18 protein-coding genes are annotated in these 22,350 nt (G+C 71.4%); 3 read left to right on the top strand and 15 right to left on the bottom strand.

The window, feature by feature from the left end; translation table 11 throughout:
* Positions 1-22 precede the first annotated feature (22 nt).
* The 5 genes from rplW to IR212_RS02610 all read right to left on the bottom strand — a co-directional run bounded on the left by rplW (position 23) and on the right by IR212_RS02610 (position 5,440).
* Positions 23-322, bottom strand: a complete 300-nt coding sequence (rplW, locus tag IR212_RS02630) for a 50S ribosomal protein L23 (RefSeq protein ID WP_045301485.1) — start codon at positions 320-322, stop codon at positions 23-25.
* Positions 319-981, bottom strand: coding sequence for a 50S ribosomal protein L4 (gene rplD / locus IR212_RS02625; protein ID WP_194397475.1), 663 nt, complete (start codon positions 979-981; stop codon positions 319-321). Before rplD ends, rplW begins: the two co-directional genes overlap by 4 nt.
* 4 nt (positions 982-985) lie before the next feature.
* Positions 986-1,645: a 50S ribosomal protein L3 gene (rplC, locus tag IR212_RS02620; RefSeq protein WP_194397474.1), complete on the bottom strand. Its 660-nt coding sequence runs from the start codon at positions 1,643-1,645 to the stop codon at positions 986-988.
* A gap of 8 nt (positions 1,646-1,653) precedes the next feature.
* Complete coding sequence (rpsJ, locus tag IR212_RS02615) at positions 1,654-1,962, bottom strand: 30S ribosomal protein S10 (protein ID WP_194397473.1); 309 nt, start codon at positions 1,960-1,962, stop codon at positions 1,654-1,656.
* Positions 1,963-2,416: 454 nt separating this feature from the next.
* Positions 2,417-5,440: a prealbumin-like fold domain-containing protein gene (locus tag IR212_RS02610; RefSeq protein ID WP_194397472.1), complete on the bottom strand. Its 3,024-nt coding sequence runs from the start codon at positions 5,438-5,440 to the stop codon at positions 2,417-2,419.
* An 861-nt stretch (positions 5,441-6,301) separates the two neighbouring features.
* Between IR212_RS02610 and IR212_RS02605 the strand changes: the two genes are divergently transcribed.
* Together IR212_RS02605 and IR212_RS02600 are read left to right on the top strand one after the other, a co-directional pair.
* Positions 6,302-7,744 carry a sugar transferase gene (locus tag IR212_RS02605; protein WP_228479447.1) on the top strand — a complete coding sequence of 481 codons (1,443 nt, stop codon included), beginning with the start codon at positions 6,302-6,304 and terminating at the stop codon, positions 7,742-7,744.
* Positions 7,741-8,877 (top strand): glycosyltransferase, encoded by a 1,137-nt coding sequence (locus tag IR212_RS02600; RefSeq protein WP_194397470.1) that lies wholly within the window; start codon positions 7,741-7,743, stop codon positions 8,875-8,877. Before IR212_RS02605 ends, IR212_RS02600 begins: the two co-directional genes overlap by 4 nt.
* Before the next feature lie 104 nt (positions 8,878-8,981).
* Here the strand turns inward: IR212_RS02600 and IR212_RS02595 are convergent, their stop codons facing one another.
* Positions 8,982-9,197 (bottom strand): hypothetical protein, encoded by a 216-nt coding sequence (locus IR212_RS02595; protein ID WP_194397469.1) that lies wholly within the window; start codon positions 9,195-9,197, stop codon positions 8,982-8,984.
* Positions 9,198-9,544: 347 nt separating this feature from the next.
* Here IR212_RS02595 and IR212_RS02590 point away from each other — a divergent pair, with 347 nt between their 5' ends.
* Positions 9,545-10,411, top strand: coding sequence for an endonuclease domain-containing protein (locus IR212_RS02590; RefSeq protein ID WP_194397468.1), 867 nt, complete (start codon positions 9,545-9,547; stop codon positions 10,409-10,411).
* 137 nt (positions 10,412-10,548) lie between these two features.
* Here the strand turns inward: IR212_RS02590 and tuf are convergent, their stop codons facing one another.
* From tuf to IR212_RS02545, 9 genes are all read right to left on the bottom strand, one after another.
* Complete coding sequence (gene tuf / locus IR212_RS02585; RefSeq protein WP_127818193.1) at positions 10,549-11,742, bottom strand: elongation factor Tu; 1,194 nt, start codon at positions 11,740-11,742, stop codon at positions 10,549-10,551.
* A 175-nt stretch (positions 11,743-11,917) separates the two neighbouring features.
* A complete protein-coding gene (gene fusA, locus IR212_RS02580) occupies positions 11,918-14,032 on the bottom strand; it encodes an elongation factor G (RefSeq protein WP_194397467.1) in 2,115 nt (704 codons plus the stop codon).
* A 71-nt stretch (positions 14,033-14,103) separates the two neighbouring features.
* A complete protein-coding gene (gene rpsG, locus IR212_RS02575) occupies positions 14,104-14,574 on the bottom strand; it encodes a 30S ribosomal protein S7 (RefSeq protein ID WP_106816549.1) in 471 nt (156 codons plus the stop codon).
* Positions 14,575-14,579: 5 nt separating this feature from the next.
* On the bottom strand, positions 14,580-14,948 hold the full coding sequence (gene rpsL, locus IR212_RS02570; RefSeq protein WP_106816548.1) for a 30S ribosomal protein S12: 369 nt from the start codon (positions 14,946-14,948) through the stop codon (positions 14,580-14,582).
* A 289-nt stretch (positions 14,949-15,237) separates the two neighbouring features.
* The gene (locus IR212_RS02565) at positions 15,238-15,933 is read right to left on the bottom strand and encodes a hypothetical protein (protein ID WP_194397466.1); all 696 of its coding nucleotides are present in this window, start codon (positions 15,931-15,933) and stop codon (positions 15,238-15,240) included.
* Positions 15,930-17,408, bottom strand: coding sequence for a DUF5684 domain-containing protein (locus IR212_RS02560; protein WP_194397465.1), 1,479 nt, complete (start codon positions 17,406-17,408; stop codon positions 15,930-15,932). Before IR212_RS02560 ends, IR212_RS02565 begins: the two co-directional genes overlap by 4 nt.
* Entirely contained in the window at positions 17,405-19,966 is a 2,562-nt protein-coding gene (locus IR212_RS02555) for a transglutaminase-like domain-containing protein (RefSeq protein WP_228479446.1), read from the bottom strand. Before IR212_RS02555 ends, IR212_RS02560 begins: the two co-directional genes overlap by 4 nt.
* Positions 19,963-21,372 (bottom strand): DUF58 domain-containing protein, encoded by a 1,410-nt coding sequence (locus IR212_RS02550; protein WP_194397464.1) that lies wholly within the window; start codon positions 21,370-21,372, stop codon positions 19,963-19,965. Before IR212_RS02550 ends, IR212_RS02555 begins: the two co-directional genes overlap by 4 nt.
* Positions 21,369-22,334: an AAA family ATPase gene (locus tag IR212_RS02545; protein ID WP_194397463.1), complete on the bottom strand. Its 966-nt coding sequence runs from the start codon at positions 22,332-22,334 to the stop codon at positions 21,369-21,371. The genes IR212_RS02550 and IR212_RS02545 overlap by 4 nt, the downstream gene beginning before the upstream one ends.
* Positions 22,335-22,350: the final 16 nt, after the last annotated feature.

The raw sequence follows: 22,350 nt of genomic DNA, 5'->3' as shown, positions 1-22,350 counted from the left end.
CTCTAGTCCTCTGTCCCGACCGTCAGCCGACTGCCGTGAAGATGTCGATGGTGCCCGACTTCAGGGTCACGATGGCGCGCTTGGTGTCCTTGCGCTTGCCGGTGCCGAAGCGGGTGCGACGGGCCTTGCCCGTGCGGTTGAGCGTGTTGACCGCTGCGACCTTCACGCCGAAGATCTTCTCGATCGCGAGCTTGATCTCGGTCTTGGAGGCGCGGGGGTCGACGAGGAAGGTGTACTTGCCCTCGTCGATGAGCCCGTAGCTCTTCTCCGAAACGACCGGCTTGAGGATGATGTCGCGCGGGTCCTTGTTCACGGCGGTCATGCCGAGGCCTCCTCGGTGGCGGCGGTCTTCGACGCGACGAACGCGTCGTAAGCGGCCTTGGTGAAGACGATGTCGTCCGAGACGAGCACGTCGTAGGCGTTGAGCTGGTCGAACGGCAGCACGTGCGCGAACGCGAGGTTGCGGACGCTCAGGACGTTGATGTCGTCCTCGCGGTCGACGACCACGAGCACGTTCTTGGTCGCGCCGAGACCGGTGAGGACCGCAGCGGCGGCCTTGGTCGAGGGCGCACCCTCGATGCCGAACGACTCCACCACGTGGAGACGCTCGCCACGGGCCCGGTCGCTGAGCGCGCCGAGGAGCGCGGCGGCGATCATCTTCTTGGGGGTGCGCTGCGAGTAGTCGCGCGGCTTCGGGCCGTGCACGATGCCACCGCCGGTCATGTGCGGCGCGCGGATCGAGCCCTGGCGGGCGTTGCCCGTGCCCTTCTGCTTGAAGGGCTTGCGGCCGGCGCCCGAGACCTCACCGCGACGCTTGGTCGAGTGGGTGCCCTGGCGGGCCGCCGCGAGCTGCGCGACGACGACCTGGTGGATGAGCGGGATGTTCGTCTTGACGTCGAAGAGCGCGGCGGGCAGCTGGACGGAACCAGCGGCCGAGCCGTCAGCCTTCACGACGTCGAGCGCGAGAGTCGAGTCAGCCATGTGATCAGGCACCCTTCACTGCGTTGCGGACGTAGACGATGCGGCCGCGCGCGCCGGGGACGGCGCCCTTGACGAGCAGCAGACCCTTCTCGGCGTCGACGGCGTGCACCGTGAGGTTGAGGACGGTCACGCGCTCGCCACCCATGCGGCCGGCCATGCGCATGCCCTTGAACACGCGGCTCGGGGTCGACGAGGCGCCGATCGAACCGGGCTTGCGGTGGTTGCGGTGCGCACCGTGCGAAGCGGAGACGCCCTTGAAGTTGTGGCGCTTCATGACGCCCGCGGTGCCCTTGCCCTTGCTGGTGCCGACGACGTCGACCAGCTGGCCGGCCTCGAACGTGCCGTCCACCGTGAGCTCCTGACCGAGTGAGTAGTCAGCGGCGTCCGCGGTGCGGATCTCGGTGAGGTGACGGCGCGGGGTGACACCGGCGGCCTCGAAGTGGGCCGTCAGGGGCTGGTTCACCTTGCGGGGGTCGATCTGCCCGTACGCGATCTGGACGGCGTTGTAGCCGTCCTTCTCCGGCGTGCGGACCTGGGTCACGACGTTCGGGGCGATCTCGATGACGGTGACGGGAACGAGCTTGCCGTTCTCGTCCCAAACCTGGGTCATGCCGAGCTTGGTGCCCAGCAGGCCCTTGGAAACCTTGGAGTTGATGTCAGCCATGTCGAACCTCAGAGCTTGATCTCGATGTTGACGTCAGCCGGGAGGTCCAGGCGCATGAGCGAGTCGACCGCCTTGGGCGTCGGGTCGACGATGTCGATCAGACGCTTGTGGGTGCGCATCTCGAAGTGCTCGCGGCTGTCCTTGTACTTGTGGGGAGAACGGATCACGGGGATGACGTTCTTCTCGGTCGGAAGGGGCACGGGGCCCACGACGGTCGCGCCCGCACGGGTCACGGTGTCGACGATCTTGCGCGCCGACGAGTCGATGACCTCGTGGTCGTACGACTTCAGGCGAATGCGGATCTTCTGTCCCGCCATTGTCTGCTCACTCTCTTTCCGCGTCGTACCTCTCGGGCATTGGACGCACATGGCGCTCGCGCGCCGGGCATATCTCGCGGGTGGCGGCCTTGCGACCTCCGAGCCCGTTCGAGGGCACCGCTGTTCTCATGTCAATCCGGATGCCGCGCCGAAGCGCCGCTCCCGGCATCCGCTCCCGCCCGCGCGAAACGGTGCTCCGCAGTGGGTGGGTTGAAGATGTGGTGGTTCTGCTGCCCGCGGCCTAGGACTCTGCGCGCCTGCGCTGCCTATGCACTGCCCTGGCAGTGATCCGGCGCACGCCAAGAGGGGCACCGGAATGTGGAACCTCACTAGTCTACGTGCAGCCCGGGCGTGTCGCAAACTCGGGCGTGTCGGGCGGCGGCTATGCTCGGCGCCTTCTCAGCATGCACGGGTCGGGGAGGACGGATGCCTCGGCTCCGCCCTCCCCCACCGCTCAGCCCTTCGGTGTCAAGATGCTGCGCCGGCGCGACGCGAAGAGCACGGCCAGGATGCCGAGCAGGACGCCCGCGATCCCCAGTGCGGCGGCTGCCGCCGGCACCGTCCCGCCCGTGGCGGGCAGCGCGCCGCCCGCAGACAGCTTCACGGTCACCGAGTCGTCGTCGCACGCCTGGTAGGGCAGGCCGTTCGCCGCGGGCCCCCAGCAGACCTCGCCGGTGTTGGTGATCGAGCTCACCCGGACGCCGTCGCTCACCGTCACGCCGAGCGTGATGGGGGGCGCCGAGGTGCCCATCGCGAGCGGGCCGAGCAGCGTGCATTCCAGCGTGCCGCCGAAGCCCGCGGCATCCGTCCCCGACACCGCGCAGTCGCGCCACCTCGGGAACGCCGTCTGGCTGGTGGTGATCGAGTCGACGCGGAGGTCGGCGGGGATCACGTCGGTGACGACGACCGGGTCGGCCACGGAGTCCACGGCGAGGTTGCTGACGGTCAGGCCGTAGCGGAACGACGCGCCGGGGGCGGTGGCCTGCACGGTCGCCGTCTTCTCGATGACGAGGTCGGCCGACCGCGGCACCTCGCAGTTCGCCGTCTGGGGCGGGTAGGACGTCTGGAACACCAGCGTCGGGTTGACCGAGATGGTGACCGTCGACGCGAGCCGCCACGGGTAGGTGGGGTACGACGTGTCCAGCACCATGCCGTTGTAGACGAGCGCGGGATCGACCAGCAGCGCGCCGGTCGCCACGTCGTAGTCGGCGATGGTGAGCGGGCGGTACCCCGGCCACTGGATGCTGACGTCGTTCGGCGCGAGCCGCCCGCCCGGCCACAGGATGGTCCCGGAGTCGCCCGAGCTCAGCGTGCGCTGCACGTTCGCGGGGTTGGGCGCCGGGTCCTGCGTCACCGGAGCCCACGTGAAGCTGATCGGCTGGCCGGCCAGGCTCGGGCTCGTGGCCACGCGGTAGTTCAGCGAGGCGATGTCGTTCAGGCAGCTGACGAAGAGCTCGGCGACCAGCTGGTCGACCGACACCGTGTCGGTGTCGCAGTCGTTCGCCGGGTTGCCGTCTCCGGGCGTGACGACGCACGCCTCGTTCACCAGGTCCCCGATGAATTCCGGCGTGAACGGCTCGGTGTCCGCCCCGGGGGGAAGCACCGGCGGCGCCGGCGGGGCGACCTCGGGCACGACCACCTCGACGCTGATGCGCTCTGTCTCGCCGACCACGAGCGCCACGTCCTGGACCAGCACCGTGTTGCCGGACGAGGCGTTCGTCCAGCCGGCCGGGACCGTCACGCTCAGCACGTCGAGCTCGGCGGGGATCTCGTCGGTGACGACGCCGTCGATGACGTCGACGGTGCCGTGGTTGGTCACGTCGAGGTAGTAGGTGAACGGCGTCCCGGGTTCGACGGCGTCGCCCTCGAGGGTGGAGTGGGACTTCACGATGCCCAGATCCACGGCCTGGATGACGTTGCACGCCTCGTCGTCGACCACGATGCCGTCGATGTCGATCGAGCCGAGGTTGGGGATCGGGTATCCGACGCCCGGGATGTCGGCGCAGTCGGCCGGCAGCGGGTCGGGCAGCGCCGGCACGTCGACGTCCACGATCACCGTCACCAGGAAGGCGTGCGTGGTTCCCGGCGCGATCGGCTCGTCCAGGGCCAGCGTCACCGGGTCGAAGTCGGCCCACGAGGTCACCAGCGGGTCCGGCGTCAGCGGGAACCCGGGGTCGGCGGCGGCCTGCGCCTCGACCAGCGTCACGCCCGCCGGCAGGGCACCCAGGGTGTCGTCGAGCGTGTACTCCGCGGCACCGGGGCCGGGATTCGCGACCGAGAGCCGGTAGCCGAGCGACCAGGTGTCGACGTCGACGGCCGTGGCCCCCAGCGCCGCCTTGTCGAAGACGGGCTGCGACGGGAGCGGCTCGCACGCGTCGGCATCGCCCGTGCCACCGTCCCATTCGAGCGTGGCGGAGTTGAAGAGGCCCTGCCCCGGAACCCCCTGGCAGTCCCCGTCACCGGGGACGACCGCGCCGGTGAGCGAGATGGTGAAGACCACCCGGTACACGTGCGAGGCGCCGGCGGCGATGTCGACGCCGGACACGATCGGCGTCGCCGGCTGCCCGTTCCACGGCACCGGCGCGTTGCCGCCTGTGACGTCCACGACCGAGACCGCATCGATGGTGACGCCCGAGGGGAAGCCCGGCACGTCGAACAGCGTGTAGGTCGCCGGGTGCGGCTGCCCCGAGTTGTCCACGGTCAGCAGGTACGCGACCTGCCAGACCGGGCCCGGCCCGACGGGAACCAGTCCGTCGCTGGTCTTGCCGATCGTCGGGGCGCTGGGCACGTCGTCGTTGGTGAACGTGCAGACGACCTTCGCACCCTTCGTGATCACGACGCGGTCACCGGACGGATGCGCCGATCCGCTGCGCTTGTCGTCGTCATCGTCGTCGTGAGACCCGGAGCCGACGCACACGACGCCCGCCGGCTCGTAGCCGGCCGGACCGCCGGTCTCGCGGATGCGGTAGGAGCCGGCGGGCAGCTCGTGGAACGTGTTCTGGGTCAAGGTCGTCCAGACACCGCCCACCTCGACCTGGAGGTCCCAGTCCGCCGGCGTCGCGATGCCGCCGTCGTCGTTGACGACGACCTTGACCAGCTTGAGCTGGCCCGGCTTCTTCCCGCCGTTGTCGCAGTCGTCGTCCTTGCCGTCGTCGTCCTTGCCGTCGTCGTCCTTGCCGTCGTCGTCCTTGCCGTCGTCGTGCTGGCCGTCGTCGTGCTGGCCGCCGGCGACGCGCTTGTCACCGTCGTCCTCGCAGTCGTCGTCCTTGCCGCCGCCGTCGCCGTCGCAGTCGTCGTCCTTGCCGCCGCCCTGACCGCCGGCGACGCGCTTGTCACCGTCGTCCTCGCAGTCGTCGTCCTTGCCGCCGCCGTCGCCGTCGCAGTCGTCGTCCTTGCCGTCGCCCTGACCGCCGGCGACGCGCTTGTCACCGTCGTCCTCGCAGTCGTCGTCCTTGCCGTCCTCGAGAACGCCCCGCATCTTTGCGTCGCCGGTCGAGCGGGCCGCTGTCTGGAGCGCGGAGGACGTCGCGGACGTCTCCGTCGCCGCAGGCGGCACCGGCGCGGGCCCGGGGGCGGGCGCCGGTGCGGGGGCAGGCTCCGCAGGAGGCTGCGGCTGCGGAGCGGGCTCCATCGCGGGCGCGGGCTCCTGCGGCGCGGGTTCCTGCGGCGCGGGCTCCTGCGGTGGTTCGGGCGCGGGCGCCTCCTGGGGCGGCGGCGCGGGCGCCTCGTCCGGCGCCGGAGCGGGCGGCTCCGGCGCAGGCACGGACGCGATGCCGGCAGTCGCCGCCGGATCCACCGGATCGACGTCGTCTGCCAGCACCGCGCCCGAAGTCCCCAGCACCAGAACGGCAGCGAGGAATCCACCGAGCAAAGACCTCTTCGCAAACATGACCCACCCATTCCCCGGAAGGTGAACACCGAGGACTGTCACGTCCCCAGCTGCGCCCCGAGCGCCCTCCTGCTTCGCCCCCGAGCGAAGTGCTTCGAACACTACTGCGTCACCTGGACTTTTCCCGCGAACCCTTGGCAAATCCTGAGGATTAGCTGAATGCGCACCGTTCTGGCGCCGGCCGGCGACGCGTCCTGCGAAACCGACCCTTCCCGCATCGCTGAGGTCATGACAGAATGACGACACGCAACCGCCGGCGAACTGGGGAGTTTGGCCGGACCGCAGACCCGAATGCTGCACGGTTGCGACGGGGAGGGAAAAGCAGTGGCGTCGCATTCTGTCGGCGCGGCTCAACAGCCGTACGCCGATGTCTTGGCAAGCAGTCGTTCGAAAATACGGAGCCGGTCTGGGGAGGCCGATACTCGGAGTGCCCGCGCACCGGCCGCATCGGTGCCGACGGATCAATGGCGCGACAGATACACGCGCCGTCTGTGGCTGAGCGACCTCGCGGTACTCGCGGCCGTCGTCTTCGGCGCGCAGATCGCGTGGTTCGGCCTCGACAGCTCCGACGTGGTCATCCGCGAGGACTCGCTCCTCATGGGGGCGTCCTACTGGGCGTTCTCGGTCGTGCTCCTCTGCGCGTGGATGTGGTCGCTGAGCCTGGCCGACTCGCGCAGCGCCCGGATCGTCGGCAGCGGCTCCGCCGAGTACGCGCGCATCATCTCGGTGAGCACGCGCCTGTTCGGGATCATCGCGATCCTCGCGTTCCTGCTGCGCGTGGACGTCGCGCGGGGGTACCTGCTGATCAGCTTCCCGCTCGGAGTGGCGTTCCTGCTCATCGAGCGGTGGGCGTGGCGCCGCTGGCTGACCGCGCAGCGCGTGCGCGGCGAATGGAGCGCCACGGTGCTCTTGGTCGGCTCGGCCGAGTCGGTCGCGCAGATCGCGGCCGCCCTGCGCCGGTCGCCGAGTGCCGGCTATCGCGTGGTGGGCGCGTGCATCCCGGACGGACTGCCCGGGCAGACGGTCCCCGGCACCGACATCCCGGTGCGCGGCGACATCCGGGGCGTCCTGGGCGCCCTCGACGCGGCCGGGGCCGACACCGTCGCGGTGACCAGCACCGACGAGCTCCCGCCGTCCGGCGTGAAGCGCATCTCGTGGGCGCTCGAAGCCGACCGCCGCCACCTCATCCTGGCGCCGAGCATCGCCGACATCGTCGGCCCGCGCATCCACACCCGCCCGGTGGCGGGACTGCCGCTCATCCACGTCGAGACGCCGAGGTACAGCAAGGGCCAGCGGATCCTGAAGCGGGGGACCGACATCCTGGTCTCCGCCGTCGCGCTGATCGTGCTCGCTCCGCTCATGGCCGTCGTCGCGGCTGTCATCTTCGGCAGCTCGCCGGGGACCGTGCTCTTCCGCCAGACCCGCGTGGGACTGGACGGGCGGAGCTTCCAGATGCTGAAGTTCCGAACGATGGTGCCGGATGCCGAGGATCGCCTGCCGGGACTCGTCTCGAGCCGCGACGTCGGCAACGAGGTGCTCTTCAAGATGCTCGACGACCCCCGGGTGACCCCGTTCGGGCGGTTCCTGCGCAAGTACAGCCTCGACGAGCTGCCGCAGCTGTGGAACGTGCTGACCGGGTCGATGTCGCTTGTCGGTCCGCGCCCGCCGCTCCCCCGCGAGGTGGCGCGGTACGCCGACCACGTGCATCGGAGGTTCATGGTCAAGCCGGGGATCACCGGCCTCTGGCAGGTGAGCGGACGCTCGTCGCTGTCGTGGGAGGAGTCGGTGCGGCTCGACCTGTCGTACGTCGACAACTGGACGCTCGCCGGCGACTTCGTGATCCTGCTCCGCACCGCCCGCGCGACGCTCCTTCCGGGGAGGACGGCAGCATGAGCGGCCTGATCGTCGCCGAATGGATCGAGGCGGTCGGTGGCGCCGAGCGCGTGGTCGACCGGTTCGCCGAGCTGTTCCCGGATGCCGACATCCTGTGCCTGTGGAACGACGCACCCGGCAGGCACCGCGGCCACGCCGTCCGCGAGACGTGGCTGGCGCGCACTCCGCTGCGCCACCATAAGGCGCTCGCGCTGCCGCTCATGCCGCTGGCGTGGCGGCGGCCTGCGACCGTGACCCCCGACTGGGCGCTGGTGAGCTCGTACGCCTTCGCGCACCACGTGCAGTTCGCTCAGCCCGGGACGCCGACGTTCGTCTACGCGCACACGCCGGCGCGGTACCTGTGGGCGCCCGAGCTCGACCACCGCGGCGACAACCTCGCGGCACGGATCGCCGCGCCGCCGCTGCGGGCCCTCGACCGGCGTACGGCGCGTCGCGCGACCGCGGTGGCGGCCAACAGCCGCTTCGTCGCCCAGCGCATCCGCAAGGCCTGGGGTGTGGAGGCCACCGTCATCCACCCGCCCGTCGACGTCGCGCGGATCTCCTCCGGCTCGTGGCGCGCGGAGCTCACCGACCGCGAGCGGCGCCGGCTCGACGCGCTCCCGCAGGACTTCGTCCTCGGGGTCTCGCGGTTCATCCCGTACAAGCGGCTGGACCTCGTGATCGCCGCCGGGGAGGCGCTCGGGATGCCCGTCGTCATCGCCGGCTCCGGGCCGCTCGAAGCAGAGCTGCGCGAGCGGGGCCGAGCGGCGCGCGTGCCCGTGCACCTGCAGGTGGCCCCGTCGGATGCGATGCTGTTCGCGCTGATGGAGCGCGCCGGGCTGTTCGTGTTCCCGCCGGTCGAGGACTTCGGCATCGTCGCCGTCGAGGCGATGGCGGCCGGTACCCCGGTGATCGCCAACCGCGTGGGTGGGGCGAGCGAGTCGATCCGGGAGGGTGTGGGCGGCGCGCTGTTCGACCCGCGCTCGCGCAGCGACCTCGTCGCCGCCGCGACGCGCGCGGTCGCGCTTCCCAGCGAGGGGATCGTGCGGCACGCCCAGCAGTTCGACGCGCCGCGGTTCGACGAGGAGCTCACCTCGTGGATGTCGCGCCACGGCGCACCCGTGACCCCGCCGGTGGTGGCACAGGCGTCCTGACCCCCCGAACAGGAGCTGAAGCCCCCGGCGGCGCGCTCGCGTGACTCCCCCGCGATGCGCGGACGAAGGGCGGTCCGTTCTCGGACCGCCCTTCGCTCCGAGTGCTACTCGTTCCCGACGGCCTTGTCGATGTGATCGCGGAAACCGTCCACGTGCTGGTCGACGCTGTCGGGCGCGACCTTCTTGACGAACTCGGCGGCGGCGTCGAGGACGTTGTCGCTGACGCCCTCGGCCTGCTCCGACGTGATGACGTCGTCGATCTTGTCCTTGTTCTGCTCGAGGAAGTCCTTGCCCTGGTTGACGATGTCGTCGATTCCCATGTCCGCTCCTTGTCGGTCGCCGTTGCGCCCATTGTGGCGTGGCGCGGTCCCGCCGCACCAGGCCGTGTCCGTGGTTCGGGCGCAGAGATGCAAGACTCGCAGCCGCCCCGACGCGAAGATGCAGAACCCCCGGCCCCCGGGCGCAGAGTCGCAGAACGGGCGGATGCCTCGGCCCACAGCATCCGCCCGAACGCAAACATGCGCCCGGCCCGCGCGCGACTGGATGCCTCGGCCCGCGGCATCCCGCATCCCCGACCCCTCCTCCCCAGCAGCGGCGGGGACTCGGCCGGTCCACAGTCCCGGCGAACCGGCCATCGCGACGGGACCGACTCGTCATGATGACGGGCATGCGCACAGCGGAGGTCACGCCGAGAGCCGCGAGGGGGCGCGCGGTCACCGCGACCCTCGCCCTGCACGACGGCGTCGCGCCCGCGGCGGTGCTGACAGACGCCGGGCACTCGCGAAGAGCGCTCGAGATCGCGCTCGCGCAGCGGGCGATCGTGCGTGTGAAGCGGGGCTGGTTCGCGCTGCCGACGGCCGACCCCATGCTCGTGGCCGCAGCTCGGCACGGCGTCGTGCTGACCTGCACGACGCAGGCGCGACGGCTCGGTCTCTTCGTGCTCCACGACGACGGGCGGCCGCACGTCGCAGCCCGGCCGGGATCGGGCCGGGCGGGGCGCGCGGAGGCGCACGTGCACTGGGCGAAGCCGCTCGTGCCGAGGCATCCGCACCGTCTCGTCGACGGCGTCGAGAACGTGCTGGCGCTCGTCGCGACGTGCCTGCCGTACGAAGAGGCGCTCGTCGTGTGGGAGTCCGCGCTGCGCGCCGGCACCGTCGACCGCGACGCGCTCGCGCGCTACCCGCTGCCGCCGGCGGCGAGGCGACTGCGCGAGGACGCGGGGATGTTCTCGGACTCGGGCCTCGAGACGCTCGTCGTGCCGCGACTGCTGTGGCTGAGGCTGCCGCTGCGTCGCCAGATCTGGATCCACGGCCATCGTGTCGACCTGCTCATCGGGGAGCGGCTCGTCCTGCAGATCGACGGCGGTCACCACACCGGCGCGCAGCGCGACGCCGACATCGCGCACGACGCCGCGTTGATGCTGATGGGCTACCACGTCATCCGCGTCGGGTACCGGCAGGTCGTGGATCACTGGGAGGAGGTGCAGGACCTCATCATGCGAGCCGTCGCGCAGGGCCTGCATCGGGCGCGGTGACACCGCGGGCAGAATCGCAGAACGGGCGGATGCCTCGGCCCGCGGCATCCGCCCGAACTGCACATCTGCGCCCGACACGACCCGGCAACGGCAGAAGCCCCCGGGATCGCTCCCGGGGGCTTCTGAAGTCCGAGGACTTACTTGAGGATCTTGGTCACCGTGCCGGCGCCGACGGTGCGGCCACCCTCACGGATCGCGAAGCCGAGGCCCTCCTCCATGGCGATCGGCTGGATCAGCTCGACCGTCATGTCGGTGGTGTCGCCGGGCATGACCATCTCGGTGCCCTCGGGCAGCGTGATGACGCCGGTGACGTCGGTGGTGCGGAAGTAGAACTGCGGACGGTAGTTCGTGAAGAACGGGTTGTGACGGCCGCCCTCCTCCTTGGACAGGATGTACGCCGTGCCCTCGAAGTTGGTGTGCGGGGTGACCGAACCGGGCTTCACGACGACCTGGCCGCGCTCGACGTCGTCACGCTTGGTGCCGCGAAGGAGCAGACCACAGTTCTCGCCGGCCCACGCCTCGTCGAGCTGCTTGTGGAACATCTCGATACCGGTGACGATCGTCTTCTGCGTCGGGCGCAGACCCACGATCTCGACCTCGGAGTTGATCGCGAGGGTACCGCGCTCGGCGCGGCCCGTGACGACCGTGCCACGGCCGGTGATGGTGAAGACATCCTCGATGGGCATGAGGAACGGCTTGTCCTTGTCACGCACCGGGTCGGGGATGGACTCGTCGACGGCGTCCATGAGCTCGACGATCTTCTCGACCCACTCGGCGTCGCCCTCGAGAGCCTTCAGGCCCGAGACGCGCACCACGGGAGCGTTGTCGCCGTCGAAGTCCTGCGACGACAGCAGCTCGCGAACCTCGAGCTCGACGAGCTCCAGGATCTCCTCGTCGTCGACCATGTCGGACTTGTTGAGCGCGACCAGCAGGTAGGGGACGCCGACCTGCTTGGCCAGCAGAACGTGCTCACGCGTCTGCGCCATCGGGCCGTCGGTGGCCGCGACAACGAGGATCGCGCCGTCCATCTGGGCGGCACCGGTGATCATGTTCTTGATGTAGTCAGCGTGACCCGGGGCGTCGACGTGAGCGTAGTGACGCTTGGGGGTCTCATACTCGACGTGCGAGATGTTGATCGTGATACCGCGCTGACGCTCCTCGGGAGCCGAGTCGATCGACGCGAAGTCGCGCTGCACGTTGGTGGCCGACGGGTACTTGTCGGCGAGCACCTTCGAGATCGCTGCGGTGAGCGTGGTCTTGCCGTGGTCGACGTGACCGATCGTTCCGATGTTCACGTGCGGCTTGGTCCGCTCGAACTTGGCCTTAGCCACTGGGTCCTCCTCAGGACGGTCATGTAGAAGTTCCGGGCACTGGTTTGCGACCGGACGTCTACGGGGATATCTCCACCTTAGTGGAGACGGTTCTGGTGATTCTGTGTGAAGTTGTGCTCCCGGATGCCCCGGCCCGACGACGATGCGGTGGGCCGAGGCATCCCGGAGTGCAGGGTTACTCGCCCTTGGTCTTCTGGATGATCTCGTCGGCCACGTTGCGAGGCACCTCGGCGTAGCTGTCGAACTCCATCGAGTACACGGCGCGGCCCGAGGTCTTCGAGCGCAGGTCGCCGATGTAGCCGAACATCTCGGAGAGCGGGACGAGCGCGCGCACGACCTTGACGCCCTGGGCGTCCTCCATCGACTGGATCTGGCCGCGGCGGGAGTTGAGGTCGCCGATGACGTCGCCCATGTACTCCTCGGGAGTACGCACCTCGACCGCCATGAGCGGCTCGAGGATGACGGGGTTCGCCTTGCGGACGGCCTCCTTGAAGCCCATGGAGCCCGCGATCTTGAACGCCATCTCGGACGAGTCGACGTCGTGCGAGGCGCCGTCGATGAGCGTCGCCTTCACGCCCACCATCGGGTACCCCGCCAGCACGCCGACGTTCATCGCGTCCTGGAAGCCCTGGTTGGTCGGCTCGATGTACTCGCGCGGGATGCGGCCACCGGTGACCTTGTTCTCGAACTCGTACGTCTTGTCGGCCGTGACCTCGAGGGGCTCGAGCGCGAACTGGATCTTCGCGAACTGGCCCGACCCACCGGTCTGCTTCTTGTGCGTGTAGTCGTGGCGCTCGACGGTCTTGCGGATCGTCTCGCGGTACGCGACCTGGGGCTTTCCGACGTTCGCCTCGACCTTGAACTCGCGCTTCATGCGGTCCACGAGGATGTCGAGGTGCAGCTCGCCCATGCCCTTGATGACCGTCTGGCCGGTCTCGGCGTTCTGCTCGACGCGGAACGTCGGGTCCTCTTCGGCGAGCTTCTGGATCGCCAGGCCCAGCTTCTCCTGGTCGGCCTTGGTCTTGGGCTCGATCGCGACCTCGATGACCGGCTCCGGGAACGTCATCGACTCCAGGACGACCTGGTTCGCCGCGTCCGACAGGGTGTCGCCGGTGGTGGTGTCCTTGAGGCCGATCACGGCGTAGATGTGGCCCGCGGTGACCGAGTCGACCGGGTTCTCCTTGTTGGCGTGCATCTGGAAGATCTTCCCGATGCGCTCCTTCTTGCCCTTCGTCGCGTTGACGACCTGGGCGCCGGAGTCGAGGTGACCCGAGTAGACGCGGATGTAGGTGAGGCGACCGAAGAACGGGTGCGACACGATCTTGAACGCGAGGGCCGCGAACGGCTCGTCACGGTCGGCGTGACGCTCGATGACGACCTCTTCGTCCTTCGGGTCGTGCGCCTCGATGGCGGGCACGTCGAGGGGCGTCGGGAGGTAGTCCACGACGGCGTCGAGCATCGGCTGCACGCCGCGGTTCTTGAACGCCGAGCCGCAGAGCACGGGGTAGAGCTCGCCCGCGATCGTCATCTTGCGGATCGCGCCCTTGATCTCCTCGGGGCTCAGCTCCTCGCCGCCGAAGTACTTCTCGAGAAGCTCCTCGTCGGACTCGGCGACCGTCTCCAGCAGCTTCGTGCGGTACTCGGCGGCCTTGTCGGCGAGGTCGGCGGGGATCTCCTGGATCTCGTACTTCGCGCCCATGGTCACGTCGCCCTTGGCGTCGCCGGGCCACACGAGTGCGCGCATGTAGACCAGGTCGACCACGCCGACGAAGTCGTTCTCGGCGCCGATCGGGATCTGCAGCACCAGCGGCTTGGCCTTCAGGCGGTTGATGATGGTGTCGACCGTGAAGTAGAAGTCGGCGCCCAGCTTGTCCATCTTGTTGACGAAGCAGATGCGGGGGACGTCGTACTTGTCGGCCTGACGCCACACCGTCTCGGACTGGGGCTCCACGCCCTCCTTGCCGTCGAAGACGGCGACCGCACCGTCGAGCACGCGCAGCGAACGCTCCACCTCGACGGTGAAGTCGACGTGGCCGGGCGTGTCGATGATGTTGATCTGGTTGCCCTCCCAGAAGCAGGTCACGGCGGCCGACGTGATCGTGATGCCGCGCTCCTGCTCCTGCTCCATCCAGTCGGTGGTGGCAGCGCCGTCGTGCGTCTCGCCGATCTTGTGGTTGACGCCCGTGTAGAAGAGGATGCGCTCGGTCGTCGTCGTCTTGCCGGCATCGATGTGCGCCATGATGCCGATGTTGCGGACCTTGTTGAGGTCGGTGAGCACTTCTTGTGCCACGGGATGTCTTCCTTACGTGTTCGGGATGCGCCGGCCGGGGAGGTCGTCCCCGGCCGGCGGCAGAGAGCTGGTTACCAGCGGTAGTGCGCGAAGGCGCGGTTCGACTCGGCCATCTTGTGGGTGTCCTCGCGGCGCTTGACCGCGGCACCGAGGCCGTTCGAGGCGTCCAGGATCTCGTTCTGGAGGCGCTCGGTCATCGTCTTCTCACGACGGCCCTTGGCGTAGCTGACGAGCCAGCGGAGGGCGAGCGTGTTGGCGCGGTGAGGCTTGACCTCGACCGGCACCTGGTAGGTCGAGCCGCCGACGCGACGCGACTTGACCTCGAGGGTCGGGCGCACGTTGTCGAGGGCCTTCTTGAGGGTGGCGACGGCGTCCTGGCCGTTCTTCGCCTCGACGCCGCGGAGGGCGCCGTAGACGATCGACTCGGCCAGCGACTTCTTGCCGTCGACGAGGATCTTGTTGACGAGCTGGGTGACGACGGGGGCGCCGTACACCGGGTCGTTGACGACGGGGCGCTTCGGGGCGGGTCCCTTACGAGGCATCTCTCTCAGCCCTTCTTCGCACCGTAGCGGCTGCGGGCCTGCTTACGGTTCTTGACGGCCTGGGTGTCCAGGGCACCGCGGATGATCTTGTAGCGCACACCGGGCAGGTCCTTCACACGGCCGCCGCGGACCAGCACGAGCGAGTGCTCCTGCAGGTTGTGGCCCTCGCCGGGGATGTAGGCGGTGACCTCGGTGCCGTTGCGCAGCTTCACACGGGCGACCTTGCGCATCGCCGAGTTCGGCTTCTTCGGGGTGGTGGTGTACACGCGGGTGCAGACACCCGCCTGCTGCGGGTTCGCCTTGAGCGCGGGCGCCTTGGTCTTCGCGACCTTGGGCGAGCGGCCCTTGCGAACCAACTGCTGAATGGTTGGCACGTTCTCTCCTTGTTGTGCTGCACGGTGACAGCGTCGTGGTCTCCCCCGAGGCATCCGGATCTTGCAGATCGTGACGCTGCGGGCTCACGTGGATCCACCGGCGCGGCATGATGGTGCCGAGCGTTTCGTGGTGGATATGCCGTGGGGGCGGCCTGTTCGCAGACCGGTCCCTGAGATGCGGCGCCCACACCGTTCGCCGCACCGAGGCACGGTTGACGGCGCGCGTGAGCGCACACCCGATCCATGATACGTGGGTTTCGGGGAGCGGGCAAACGCGCGCCCGCGTCGCTCAGCCGATCGTCAGCAGCGCGACCAGCGCGACGGCCGCCAGCAGCGCGACGACGGATGCCGCCACCACGAGCAGCACGGCGCGCCGGCGCCTCCGCATCCGCTCGCGGGCCTGGATCGCCGCGGTGTCGACGAAGGCCTGCGACGGGTGCGCGGGCGCCGCGGGACGAGCCGGGGCGGTGGGCGGCAGCGACCGTGCCGGGTAGGGCACCGCATCCTGCGGCGGCCGTGCGACGCGCCCGCCGGCGACCGGGACCACGCCGTCCGCGGCGGCGGGCGCAGCGGGGCGTGCCGGCGCCGCGGCCTCCGTGGCCGCCTCGGTGCGGCCGCGCGACCGCAGGCGCGTGGTCGTCGGCTCGTCGGCAGGCGCCGTCGCGGGCTCATCGTCGGGCACCGGGGACGGCGCGCTCGCGGGCGGGGAGGCGGGTCCCCCGCGAAGCGGTCCCGGCGGCGCCGTCGGCGCACCACGGCGCGGTGCCGTGGCCTCGTCGGCGGCGGCGACGCGTTCCCGGCGGCGCGAGAGCGCCGTGCGCTCGTCCTCGGCATCGCGGGCGGCCCGGCGGCGCGAGAGCGCCGTGCGCTCGTCCTCGGCATCGCGGGCGGCCCGGCGGCGCGAGAGCGCCGTGCGCTCATCCTCGGCGTCGCCGGCGGCCCGGCGGCGCGAGAGGGCGGTGTTCTCGTCGTCGGGGTCGATCACCCGTCGCTCCGGTGCAGGCGCACCTCGGCGTCGCCGAGGAGGAACCGGTCGCCTGCCTCGACCTCCTCACCGCGCGGCGCCTCGACCTCGGTGCCCATCACCGTGGCGAACAGCACGCCGTTCGTGGAGTCGAGGTCGGTGACGTACCAGCGGTCGTCGCGCAGGCGCAGCCGGGCGTGCGTCTTGGAGACCGTGCCGTCCGGGATGGCGACGAGCTGGGCGTGCGGATACTCGGGGTCGACCGCCGGTCGGCGTCCGAGGATCACCACGTCGCCCGACAGCGCCACCGGGTCGCCGGTGGGCGGGATCAGCATCCACGTGCTGCGCTTGCGGCGCGCGACGATCGTCTGGTCGACCGCGGCGTCCTCGTCGGGGATCTCGGGCTTGGCGTGGGCGGCCGACACCGACGAGCGCGCCGCGCGGGGGGCACCGGCGTCGGGTGCGCCGTAGACGGCCGACACGGGTCCGGATGCCTCGGGGAAGGCGCCGGCATCGTCCGCCGGCGAGCGCATCGGGGCCCAGGCGCCGTGGCCGTCGCGGGCAGCGTGGGCGCCCGGCACCCGCGTGACCGGCGGGCGCGTGGCGCCGACGTCCGCGGAATCGGACGGGCGGACGGCCGAGATCGGCGCCGGCGCTCCGGGGAAGGCACCGGTCACCTCGTCGCTGCGGTCGGCCGAATCCGACGCGAAGCCGGGCCACCGGTCTGCATCGTCGCGCCGGATCGGACCGGGCGCGGGGGCGGCGGCGACGGGTCGTCCCGGAAGCTGCGTGGGCGGTGCCCACGCGGCAGGCGTATGGTCGGTGGCGGCCGGTGGCGGCGGCGCGAAGGCGGAGGTCGCCGCGGCCGGACCGGGCGACGCGGTGGCGGGCGCCGGCGACGCGGCCGGCGCGGGTCGCGCCGGGGTGGACGCCGGCGACGCGGCCGGCGCGGGCGGCGCCGGGGTCGACGCCACCGGGGAAGAGATCGGCGTGGTCGGCGCGGGGGGTGGGGGCGGGTACTCGCCGGCGTCGCCGTGGTGCGCGGCAGTGGCGGTGAAGGGCGAGACGGCCGGGAGACCGGCGGTCTCGGACGACCGGCGCACTCCCGAGCCGCTCTGCTCCCAGCCCACCCAGCGAGCGCTTCCCCATCCCACCACGGAGGCCCAGACGGGGAAGGCCAGGACGGCCAGCACGGTCATGCCCGCGCCGAAGCCGAAGGCGACGCTGAGGCGGTAGTAAGCGAGCACGAAGACGACCACGAGCGGGATCCAGCCCAGGAACGGCACGAGAGCCAGCAGCAGGAGCCACGGCGAGAGGCCGGCCAGGCGCAGCACCACCGCGCTGTTGAGCACGGGGACCCAGGCCTTCCACGGCTCCTCGCCGGACTTCCCGAACACCGCCGAGAGCGCGAGGGCCGTCCAGACGTACAGGCCGGCGAACAGCAGCAGGCTGGTCAGCGATCCGAAGACCGCGCCAGTGGCATCGGTGGCGTTCATGGTGTGGGACGCAGGGGCTCGGCCCGGCGTCTCCCCCTCTCGGTGAATCTCGTGCCGACACCTCTGTCGGGCACCGGCGGGCGGATCAACGATCTCAACGATACGGTCGCGCGGAGCCCGCGCCAGAACCCCTGTGCGCGACGGAGGCCCCGACGCTCCGCGTCTACAGCCTCCCAGTAGCCGCGCGCTTCCTCGTCCGACACGGCGGCGCGCGAGAAGACGGCGCGATCGGCGTCGCGCGCCAGCGCGATCCCAGCCGGCGTGCCGAACGCATCCGCCAGCTCGGTGCGGGTGGCCCCGCGCGCAACGGTGCGGCCGCTGTCGCGCGCCGCGTCGACGTACTCGTCCCAGCCGCCCGCGACCCGCGATGCGGGGTCGGGGGCCCGGCGGCGGCCACGGCGACGCGCCGCCTTCGCCCCGAGCACGAACAGGAACGGGCCGAGCACCAGCAGCGCCGTGAGCAGCACGATGCCGGTCGTCCGCAGCACCGGAAGCAGCCACGCCAGGTCGAGGCCGGCCGCCTCGTCGGGCGCCCGGTCGTCCGCGGTGTCCTCCTGCGTGGGGTCGGGAGGCACCACCTCTTCGACGGTCTCCGGCCGCACCTCTGTCACGTTCTCGGGGTCGCGCTGCTCGGTGACCTCAAGGCTCGGCGGCTGAGAGTACTGCGGGGTCACGTCGACCGGCACCCACTCCCCCTCGGCCGACTGCACCTCGACCCAGGCGGAGAGGTCCTGCGCGCGGCAGCGGCCGCCCTCGCATGCGGCGAGGCCGGGGTCAGCGGCCGACAGGCGAGCACCCAGCACGACCCGTGACGGGAAGCCCAGCTCGCGCGCGATGAGCGCCGTGGCGACCGCGAACTGCTCGTCGTCGCCGACGGCGGCGACGTAGTTCCCGGATGCCGCGGCGCGCGGGTCGCCCTCACGCTCGAGCAGCCGCGCGAACATCGCGTCGACGCGTGCCAGCGAGTGCCCCGATGCGCTCGGCTGGAATCGGTAGCCGGGCAGAGCCCTCACCCAGGAAGGGGCGGCCTCGCCCTCGGTGAGCCCGTGACTGAGGTAGCCGCGCTCGCGCAGGAGGGCGACGAGGCCGGCGAGTGCGGCGCCGTCCCTGCAGTCCGCGTGCTGCTGGATCCAGGTGCGCAGGCTCTCGGGCGCCGCCACGCCGCCCTGGCTGCCCGGCGGCTGGAGCGCGGAGAGGTCAGCGCCCCGGGGTTCGACGCCGCGCACGATGTAGACGTCGCCCGCCCGCAATCCGCCGCCGCCGGTCTGCACGCCGGCCGCGGCCGCCGCGTTGTAGTAGAAGCCGTCGGCCAGCGTGGCCGCGCGGTCTCCGCCGAACTCGACGGCGGCGAGGCGTCCGACCGTCGGCATCCAGATGTCGTTCCAGCCGTCGATGCGGATGCGGGCGTCCACGGGCGATCCCGGTCCGGCATCGAGCGAGGACGGCACCCGCACGAAACGCCCCGCCTCGACGGCCCCCTCGCCACCGGAGCGGAACACCGCGCCGTCGTACGCGTCGAGGGTGGCGATGCGCACCCGCTCGGGAAGGGATCCCGACACCGGCTCGACGGTGAAGAGGACGTCGTCGGCGCGGTCGTCGGCGTACAGCGCGCGGTACTCCGACAGCGGGCTCACCTCGGCCGAGACGTCGATATCGGGGCCGACGGCAGTGCGCAGCACCTCGCGCTCCGCCCCGCGCGCCGCGAACGGCACCACGGCGACGGCGACCACCAGCGCGCCGGCGACCATGGCCGCGCCGAGCGCGGTGCGCCGCCGGTCCGCCGAGGACGGGCGGCGGGAGATGCGCACGCCGCTGGATGCCGCCGCCCGCTGCAGCGCGCGGACCCGCTCGTCGTGCGTGCGCCAGGCCAGCCACAGCAGGCAAACCAGCAGGCCCGCGACGCCGACGGCGGTCTCGAGCGGCGCGTAGAGGACGATCGGGCGCTGACCCAGCGGCGCGCTCACCTGGGTGCGCCCGAAGAACAGGCCGAACGTCACCATCCCCAGCGCCAGCGGCACCGCCGCGTACGCGACGCGGTCCTCCCGCCACGCGAGGAGGAGCACGACGCACGTCCCGACGAGGAACAACACCAGCGCGGGGACCAGGAGATTGCGGTACGCGCCGACGGGCAGCTCGACGGTGAGGAGGTCCTTCCACCCCAGCACGAGCCCGCTCGCGAGCTCGCCGAGCCCGCGGACCAGTTCGGTCGGACCGCCGAGGCGCGACGGCACGGCCAGCGGGATCCCGACGACGAGCACCGCACCGGTCAGCGCAGCCGCCACGGTCCATCCGGGCCAGCGGCGGGCGCGGGCCACCGCGGCGACCACCCCCGCGACCAGCACGCTCGTGACGACGAGGAGCGCGAAGGCGCCGGATCGGTAGATCGGCCAGGCCGCCACGGCGGCGATCGTCGCGACGAGCACGGCGAACACCGTGCCCGCCGCGATGCGGGGCCGGAACCACGGGGTGCGAAGGGCCGGCAGCTCGGCGTCGCGGCGGGGCGCGGCATCCGTCATCTCCGGCGCCCCGCCGCCGATCCCCTGCCCGCGCGCGCTCACGACGCGGCCCCCCGCAGGAGCAGGCCGGACAGGTCGTCGAGGGTGCCGACGGTGAGGACGGTCATGCCCGAGAGCTGCTGCATGCGCGGGTGCGCGCGCTCGTCGCAGATGACCCCGACGACGGCGGTGTCTGCCGGGAAGGCGAGCGCCGCCTGCTGCAGGCGCGTCAGCGACACCACCGAGCCGACGACGACGAAGGCGATCGAGAGGCGCTCCGTGGACTCCGCCGTCAGCCGGCAGACCTCGCCCACGGGCATGGTGCTGTCCAGCAGCTCGACGCCGCTGAAGCCGTCGAGCAGATGCCGCGGCGACCCCGCGGGAATGCGGGTGATCGAGCGGAGGCGGCCGCGCACGACGCGGGGGATCTCGGAGCCGGTCACGATCTCGACGTCGCGGGCGTCGTGGACCGCACGCAGTCCGAGCGACGCGGCGCACGACACGGCGAGCTCGAATTCGTCCGCGTCGGCGTACTCGTTTCCCGAGACGGCCAGCACGACCGCCATGCGCGACCGCCGGGACTCCTCGTACTGACGGACCATCAGCCGGCCCGTCTTCGCGGTCGAGCGCCAGTGGATCTGACGCCGGGAGTCGCCCGGCGCGTACTCGCGGATCGCATGGAACGACATGTCGGCGTCGACGAGTCGCCGTGTCGGGCTGCCCTCGAGGTCGCGCACCACCCCCGCGCTGGTAGACGGCAGGGACGTGGTGCGCGGATGCACGTACACGTCGTGCACGTCGTCGAACGAGTGCTCGCGGCGGAGCAGCCCGATGGGATCGCTGCGCACGGTGGTCGCCGGCCCCACGCGGATGATCCCCCGGCGGAGGCCCGGGATGTCCAACGGCTGGTCCACGGCGTGGCCGGGGCGCAGGAGCGGCACGCCGAACTCCACGAGGCCGGCGCCGACGGGGATGTCGATGCGCCCGGGCAGCGCCATGCGATGCCCGTCGTTGCGGACGACGATGCTGCCGTGCACGCCGGAGCCGGCGACGACCCGCTCGTGCGTCAGCGTGAGGTCGACGTCGTACGCGCGGGCGCCGAACAGGAACGGGACGGCCGCCAGGAGCAGGAGGACGGATGCCGCGCCCGCGACCATGAACTCCACCCAGCCGAAGGCGACGCCCAGCGCGAGCCCCAGCGTCGCGGCGACCGCGACGAGGACCCCCGCCGGCCGGACGGTGTCGCCCGCCCATTCGGCGAAGGCTCCGACAGCCGCGCCGGCGGCCCGCCACGCGCGCGCCCACCGCACCGCCAGGCGCACCAGCGCACGTCCACGGCGCGACGGGGCCACGCTCGTCGCCGTCGCGGTCGCCGTCGTGAGCGTGCGTCCGGCGGGGCCGCTGGAGTGCGCGGTGCGGGTGAGGCGCGACGTCCCGGTCGCGTCCCGCTGGCGTTCGGCGGTGCTCATACCGCCTCGCGCCTCGCCGGCGGTGCGACATCCAGCAGCACCTGCCCGACCACGGTCTCAGGCGTGACGCCGTCGAACTCGGCCTCGGGGTGCAGGATCAGGCGGTGCGACAGCACCGGCACGGCGAGCGTCTTGACGTCGTCGGGGGTGGCGTAGGTGCGGCCCTGCGCGGCCGCGCGGGTGCGCGTGGCCCGCGTGAGGGCGAGGGCGCCGCGGATGCTGACGCCGAGGCGCACCTCGTCCGCCGTGCGGGTGCCGTCGACGAGCCGGGCGATGTAGTCGAGCACGAGCGCGTCCACGTACACCTGGGCGGCCAGGTCCGCCATCCCCACGAGCGCCTGCGGAGTGATGACGGGCGCGAGAGCCGCCGTCGAGATCGCCGCGCCGTCGAGGATCCGCACGGTCGCGGCGTGATCGGGGTAGCCGAGGGAGGTGCGCATCATGAAGCGGTCCAGCTGCGCCTCGGGAAGCCGGTAGGTTCCGGCCTGCTCGACCGGGTTCTGCGTCGCGAGCACGAGGAAGGGCACGCCGACCTCGCGGGACACGCCGTCGATCGTGACCCGCCCCTCCTCCATGACCTCCAGCAGCGCGGACTGCGTCTTGGGACTCGCGCGGTTGATCTCGTCGGCGAGCACGATGTTGGCGAAGACCGGGCCGGCATGGAACTCGAACACGCCCTCCTTCTGGTCGTACACGCTGAGCCCGGTGATGTCGCTCGGAAGCAGGTCCGGCGTGAACTGGATGCGCGTGTTCGTGCCCTGCACCGACTGCGCCATGGCGCGCGCCAGCGACGTCTTGCCGGTCCCCGGGACGTCCTCCAGCAGCACGTGACCGTCGCTGAGCATCGCCGTCAGCACGAGCTCGACCACGTGGCGCTTGCCGAGCACGGCGCGCTCGACGTTGTCGGCGATCTGCCCGAACGTCTGCGCGAACCAGTCGGCCTGCTCCTGCGTGATGGTCATGTCGTGTCCTTCGTGT

The sequence above is a fragment of the Microbacterium atlanticum genome, from assembly GCF_015277815.1.
Classification (GTDB): domain Bacteria; phylum Actinomycetota; class Actinomycetes; order Actinomycetales; family Microbacteriaceae; genus Microbacterium; species Microbacterium atlanticum.
This window is presented reverse-complemented; position numbering and strand designations above follow the sequence as displayed.

What these genes read in the sequence shown, in the direction of transcription:
- IR212_RS02600 (WP_194397470.1), top strand. Translation starts at nt 7,741, where the DNA reads ATGAGCGGCCTGATCGTCGCCGAATGGATCGAGGCGGTCGGTGGCGCC.
- IR212_RS02550 (WP_194397464.1), bottom strand. Translation starts at nt 21,372, where the DNA reads ATGAGCACCGCCGAACGCCAGCGGGACGCGACCGGGACGTCGCGCCTC.
- rplW (WP_045301485.1), bottom strand. Translation starts at nt 322, where the DNA reads ATGACCGCCGTGAACAAGGACCCGCGCGACATCATCCTCAAGCCGGTC.
- IR212_RS02595 (WP_194397469.1), bottom strand. Translation starts at nt 9,197, where the DNA reads ATGGGAATCGACGACATCGTCAACCAGGGCAAGGACTTCCTCGAGCAG.
- IR212_RS02545 (WP_194397463.1), bottom strand. Translation starts at nt 22,334, where the DNA reads ATGACCATCACGCAGGAGCAGGCCGACTGGTTCGCGCAGACGTTCGGG.
- rplD (WP_194397475.1), bottom strand. Translation starts at nt 981, where the DNA reads ATGGCTGACTCGACTCTCGCGCTCGACGTCGTGAAGGCTGACGGCTCG.
- rpsJ (WP_194397473.1), bottom strand. Translation starts at nt 1,962, where the DNA reads ATGGCGGGACAGAAGATCCGCATTCGCCTGAAGTCGTACGACCACGAG.
- rpsG (WP_106816549.1), bottom strand. Translation starts at nt 14,574, where the DNA reads ATGCCTCGTAAGGGACCCGCCCCGAAGCGCCCCGTCGTCAACGACCCG.
- IR212_RS02590 (WP_194397468.1), top strand. Translation starts at nt 9,545, where the DNA reads ATGCGCACAGCGGAGGTCACGCCGAGAGCCGCGAGGGGGCGCGCGGTC.
- rplC (WP_194397474.1), bottom strand. Translation starts at nt 1,645, where the DNA reads ATGGCTGACATCAACTCCAAGGTTTCCAAGGGCCTGCTGGGCACCAAG.
- IR212_RS02560 (WP_194397465.1), bottom strand. Translation starts at nt 17,408, where the DNA reads ATGAACGCCACCGATGCCACTGGCGCGGTCTTCGGATCGCTGACCAGC.
- IR212_RS02610 (WP_194397472.1), bottom strand. Translation starts at nt 5,440, where the DNA reads ATGCGGGGCGTTCTCGAGGACGGCAAGGACGACGACTGCGAGGACGAC.